The organism is Shewanella sairae (assembly GCF_023283535.1).
Lineage (GTDB): Bacteria > Pseudomonadota > Gammaproteobacteria > Enterobacterales > Shewanellaceae > Shewanella > Shewanella sairae.
In genome coordinates this window covers 1-5274 of sequence record NZ_JAKILT010000112.1, presented here as the reverse complement: position 1 = coordinate 5274, position 5274 = coordinate 1, and the positions used below count along the sequence as shown (strand labels likewise).

The 5274-nt window shown below is 34.5% G+C and carries 6 protein-coding genes; all 6 read left to right on the top strand.

The features are described from left to right. Positions 1 to 743 (top strand): type II secretion system F family protein (locus L2748_RS22945; RefSeq protein WP_248957775.1); only part of this gene is annotated, 743 nt, incomplete at its 5' end. Continuing rightward, positions 740 to 1900, top strand: coding sequence for an SPOR domain-containing protein (locus L2748_RS22940; protein ID WP_220783046.1), 1161 nt, complete (start codon positions 740 to 742; stop codon positions 1898 to 1900). The genes L2748_RS22945 and L2748_RS22940, both read left to right, overlap by 4 nt. Before the next feature lies 1 nt (position 1901). Next, positions 1902 to 2432 (top strand): TadE family protein, encoded by a 531-nt coding sequence (locus L2748_RS22935; RefSeq protein ID WP_220783047.1) that lies wholly within the window; start codon positions 1902 to 1904, stop codon positions 2430 to 2432. Continuing rightward, positions 2386 to 3009 carry a tight adherence pilus pseudopilin TadF gene (tadF, locus tag L2748_RS22930; protein ID WP_338091018.1) on the top strand — a complete coding sequence of 208 codons (624 nt, stop codon included), beginning with the start codon at positions 2386 to 2388 and terminating at the stop codon, positions 3007 to 3009. The genes L2748_RS22935 and tadF overlap by 47 nt, the downstream gene beginning before the upstream one ends. 2 nt (positions 3010 to 3011) lie before the next feature. After that, positions 3012 to 4253 (top strand): vWA domain-containing protein, encoded by a 1242-nt coding sequence (locus L2748_RS22925; protein WP_220783049.1) that lies wholly within the window; start codon positions 3012 to 3014, stop codon positions 4251 to 4253. A gap of 199 nt (positions 4254 to 4452) precedes the next feature. Further along, a complete protein-coding gene (locus L2748_RS24675; RefSeq protein WP_220783050.1) occupies positions 4453 to 4878 on the top strand; it encodes a prepilin peptidase in 426 nt (141 codons plus the stop codon). Positions 4879 to 5274 lie beyond the last annotated feature (396 nt).

Here is a 5274-nt window from a genome sequence, read left to right as displayed (position 1 = left end):
ACTCAATCAAACGTAATGTTCCATATTGGGTGTCGGCTTTCATAAGCAGTTTCAAGTTCAATAAGAAAGATATTCGTCAAAAACTGGAAACAGCTGGCATTTATAGTGAATACATTTCAAACATTTATTATCTAGCTAAAGTAATTCCATTTTTTATTGTGATTTCAGTTTTATCTTACTGTCTGTATAATAACTCCATTTCTTTTATATTCTTTATTGTAATGAGTTTTGTTGGGTTGGTTTTTTTTATTATTGGCCCTGATATATACATCTCAAAAAAAGGAAAGCGCAACATTTCAAGGATAAGTAGTAGGCTACCCTTTTTATCGGATTTAATGAGTATATGCATTAACACTGGAATGACAACCGAAAGTACTTTGTCGTATCTCTCCAAAGAAATGGTTATTATTGATAGAGACTTGGCTTTTATCTTAAAAAAAACCGTTGATAGAACTGAAATTGTTGGAATTGAGAAAGCTTTGATGTATTTTTCTGAAACAATACCAACAAATGAAGCGAGGAGTTTCAGTGTTACGTTATTAAACGCTGTCCGATTTGGCACATCAATTGGGCCGGTTTTAACATCTTTAGCAAGTGATATGAGGGAGGTTAATATGTTAGAACTTGAAGAGAAAGTCGGAAAAATGGGCGCAAAAATGTCCATCCCTATGATAGTGTTTATTATGATACCTATTGTCGTCCTTATTGTTGCACCTGGTATAATGCGGATATTCATGAAATGACAAAAAAGATTTTTCTCGTTTGTATTTTGTTGCATGGTTGCTCCAACTTAGATTCGGAGCAAGTTCATTTGTCAAAAGTTAGACAGATAAAAGAGCAATTACTCATTTCATCTGGTGATAATCAAAAGTTAATTGAGCATTACAAGGAAGGTTTAAAAAATACCCCTGAATACAAAGTCAAACTAGCAAATTACTATTTAAATTTAGGGGATATTTCTTCTGCAGAATTTTATACAAACACTTACACAGAAGAAGAGTTAAAAATTCCTAATAACATATACGCAAAGGCTTGCATCCTATATAAAAGAAAAGAGTATTTACTTGCTCAGGCTGAAGTTCAGCGTTATAAAAAATACGGTGGGGAGCATGATAAGTATTATTTATTAAAAGGTAAAATATTTACGGGATTAGGTGAATACGACAAAGCGATAGCCTCGTTTGAGGATAGTCGGAAAGTCGGGGGCTCCGACATGGAAGCCAAAAATAATATTGCCGTTGTTAATCTATTAAAGCAAGACTATGTTGCTGCAAACCAAATTCTCACGGAACTGTACCGTGATTATCCAAATGTTAATAAGGTGCGTTCAAACTATGTGTTAACATTAATACATTTGAAGAAATTTAACTTATTGTTAAATGTATTGAAAACTCATTATCAAAAAAGTCAGGTTAAGAGTATGTATGAAAATTTATTAAACTCAAATAACTCAGTATCTAACAGTATACAGGCTGATGAAAAAATGAGGCAACTCTCTATTAGGACAACGCTGGATAATTACTCCAAAGATCGGATAGTTGAAACGACATTAATCAATCCATTGAAACCACAACTTGAGCGTATTACCAGCAATTCATCTAAAACCGAGATAAATAACAAAACATCTTTAACGCATAATCGTTTCGACTCGTCACATAGAGGGGCTTTATACCGAATTCAGGTGTTGGCGATATCAAACAAAACAGTGGCAAGAGAACACCTCCAGTTGCTTAAAAATCAACACGAGGAAATATATGTACATACAACAGAAAATTGGGTGAAATATAGCATTGGATCTTTTCCTACTTTTAAAGAAGCAACGGATTATATGCGTAGTATAAACGTGAAAGATGCATTTGTTGTAAATAACGGGCATTCATACATTAAGGTCAATCATTAATATGAACAATATAGTTCGGATGCGAGGGGCTGTAGCTGTTGAATCAGCTATAGGGATTCCTATACTGCTGTTTGTTATTTTACTTTGGGCTGAACTCTGTTTTTTACTGTTTGCTATAAGCTCAACTGAACATGCGTTTGCTAATGCTGTTTTTTATGCAAAAAAAATTGACGTAAACGATATTTCAGGGGATTACATTGACATTATAAAATCAAAGCTGCTGGATCCTACATTTAGTGGTCACCTTTTAGGTGATACAACTGTTCAGTCAAGTATTAGTGTCAGTGCACATTATTTTAAAAATTACAGCTCTCTTGTGCAATGCTCAGATCCAGCCATTCTTATTGATAACTGTCCAGAGGCTTCAACTTCCTATTCAAACGGGGTGATTTCAATATTCAGGCTTCAATATCTTTATAAACCGCTAGCTTTAAGTTGGTTCAAATCGATACCAATCACTCGAGAAATCATAACAGTTCAAGAATATGAACGATGCTTATTTCCATCTTTTGGGAAGGACTGCGATGAATAGTAAAGTATATATGAAAGGAGTTTTCATGATAGAACTAGCAATTGGTTTAGTTGTTCTATCAGGGATGTTAGTTTTAATGCTTAATCATTTACTAGCATTTAATAAAAAAGGGCCGTTAGATAGAGCTGCCTACTCTGCGGTGACGATTATATCTGAGCGAAAACAATTGTTTAACCATCAACTAAAGTTATGCTCCGAATCTAACTGCGACCATGTAATCAATCAAGCATTTGACTTAATAGCGTCCTCTCTACAGAGGATGGATTCAAGTTTTGATTTAAATAGACTAGGTATGCATATGGAGTATATTTCAATTGAAAATGGTAATAAATTGGTAACACAGAAGTTGCAAAAAAATAATTGTACTCCTAATGATAGTATAGCGAATTTGGACTTAAATACCGTTTCGAAATTACTTCCTAAGACATCGGGAGAGGATACTAGTATTGTCAATTCGGTTCATCTTCCACTTTATCAAGTTACACTATGCTATAAAATCCCACTTGATATTTTGGGGGTAGCAACTGGAGATATATTTGAAATTGAGAGTACAGCTTATTCATTTGCGAGAATATAAGTATGATTTGTTTAACAAAAAATAATGGTTCAGCTACTGTAGTACTCTTAATTTTTCTTCCTGCAATGCTACTTTTAGCTTTGTTTGTGACCTATGTCTCACAACAATACCTGTCACATATTCGAAATATAGAAGCGAGTGAAATTGCAGCGCTTGCACTAATAGCTAGAGTAGACCAAGACGAAAGTGAGTTTAACGACCGTACCTACGCAGAGTCTGTAATTCAATTGTATCTTAAAGATAGTAGACGGATTGAAATAGAATACGCTAAAGAAAAGTGTGAATATGGTGAACCCTGCATGGTTGGTCAGATGAGTTCTTATGTAAGAAATCACATCCGCGTAACAACAAAACATGATTCATGGTTGAATTTCCTACCGCTGAGCCAAGGGGAGAAACCTTTTTTCAAGCCTGAGTTTGAAGTTAGCGGCGGTAAAATAACTGCTAAACGTACTAAGGCGCGGCCAATGGATATTTATTTAATAGTAGACATTAGTGGTTCTATGTACTCAAACGGTCGAATAGAAATGATGAAAAACACTATGATAAACACGATAAAATATATTGAGGGTAACCAGAATCCTGAATTTAAAACAAGAATATCATTAATTCCATTCGAGACAGATGTCATATACGATTTTGATGACCCACACTATTTGTACAGTTATACAATTACTGAACCTCAGTTGCATTACATCGAGGACTGGTGGAAGGATAAAGAGTTTTGGAAGGATCAAGACTTAACGCATAAAAGCGGTTCAGCATTAGCCCGCACAGTTGAAATATCAACAACAAATTATTCAGAAATAATTCAAAAAATCAAAAAATTAAGTCCTTCTGGGGGGACTGATCACTCCAATGCAATTATTAATGGGGCACGAGTTGTCAATATTGCAACGAATAACCCTAATATAACGAATCCAGAGCAACTTTTTATTTTCATCACTGATGGATTAGATTTATATCCACACACTTCATCTTTTTTTCTTGATAGATACTCATTTTGTAATCAAGTAAAATCGAGAGTAGAGGGAAAACCAAATCGGTTCTCAATGATAGGCGGAACACCGACCCAAATGAGTATGGCTCTTATTACTATAAATGTTCGACTTTCGGGAATGGATAAAGTAAATATGGAGGCGTGTTTTGGAGATAACATCTATCATGCAGAAGACGGTACTTCTGATGTATACAAATATATCATAAACTTGATTAATGATACCTCGGGTCATTTTGAAGTTTAACATTGTTATTCTGTTGTATCCTGACGAATAGCTGTATTATCAACAATATTTGTTAAATTACTTCATAAAGGCATTTTAAATGTAAGGCTAAGCCTATTTAAGTGCTTTTTTGATAAACAGCCAGACTCTGTGCGAAGATAGCCATCCCTTAGTCATTCATTTTTTGTTCTACAAGAAGTAACTATTAGCAGGGCCTAAAATGCTAGCCATAATGTTTTTTTATACCGTAATATCGTTACTCATCATATATAACGATGTAAAATATCGAGAAATACCAAATATCTTAGTTCTCAACATTTTACTTATCAGCTTAATAAATGCATGGGCGGGCGGTTTCTTAACTCGTTCATTGCTGGCTGCATTAATTGTTTTAGGATTATTTATCCTACTATGGTTTTTAAAAGTGTTAGGGGGAGGAGATGTTAAATTAATTACAGCATTTTCAATTGGCATAGACCCTCATTTCTTAGTTCTGATGCTGTGCACTACCGGACTTTTAGGTGGAGGTCTGGTTGTGTTAATGTATTTGGCACCAGCGTCCTTTTGCTCAACAGTTTCACGCGGAATACCTTATGGAATCCCCATAGTTCTCAGCGGGCTTTTTTTTCTATTATATCAAATATGATAACTTAATATTGTAAGCGAATAATATAAGAGGGTCTTGTGGCTTTGTTGCAGCGCTCAAATAATCAACAGATAGGTAATCATTATAAGATAAGTTATTATCTTACATTGAGCCTACCATCTTAATTATTTAACAAATGCCTCACAAACATAATAAGCGTAAACTCCATCATATAAAGAAAGCCGTTTATCGCTTAAGAAATTATGCGCAATATAACGGCTTTGTTGCAATATGTTCTGCTGTAATCAAACAGGACACTTTAATAATAGAATATAATCCAATAATTGAGGTGTTAAATGACAAAACGTAAGCGATCAATATAAGACGGATTCCTTGAGGGGCAACGTTTAGATAATCTCAGAACAAATCCCATTCTGAGAACATCCTATGACTACG

Bases quoted from the DNA above. Each gene is read 5' to 3' on its own strand.
- L2748_RS22940 (WP_220783046.1), top strand. From the start codon at position 740: ATGACAAAAAAGATTTTTCTCGTTTGTATTTTGTTGCATGGTTGCTCC.
- L2748_RS22935 (WP_220783047.1), top strand. From the start codon at position 1,902: ATGAACAATATAGTTCGGATGCGAGGGGCTGTAGCTGTTGAATCAGCT.
- tadF (WP_338091018.1), top strand. From the start codon at position 2,386: ATGAACGATGCTTATTTCCATCTTTTGGGAAGGACTGCGATGAATAGT.
- L2748_RS22925 (WP_220783049.1), top strand. From the start codon at position 3,012: ATGATTTGTTTAACAAAAAATAATGGTTCAGCTACTGTAGTACTCTTA.
- L2748_RS24675 (WP_220783050.1), top strand. From the start codon at position 4,453: ATGCTAGCCATAATGTTTTTTTATACCGTAATATCGTTACTCATCATA.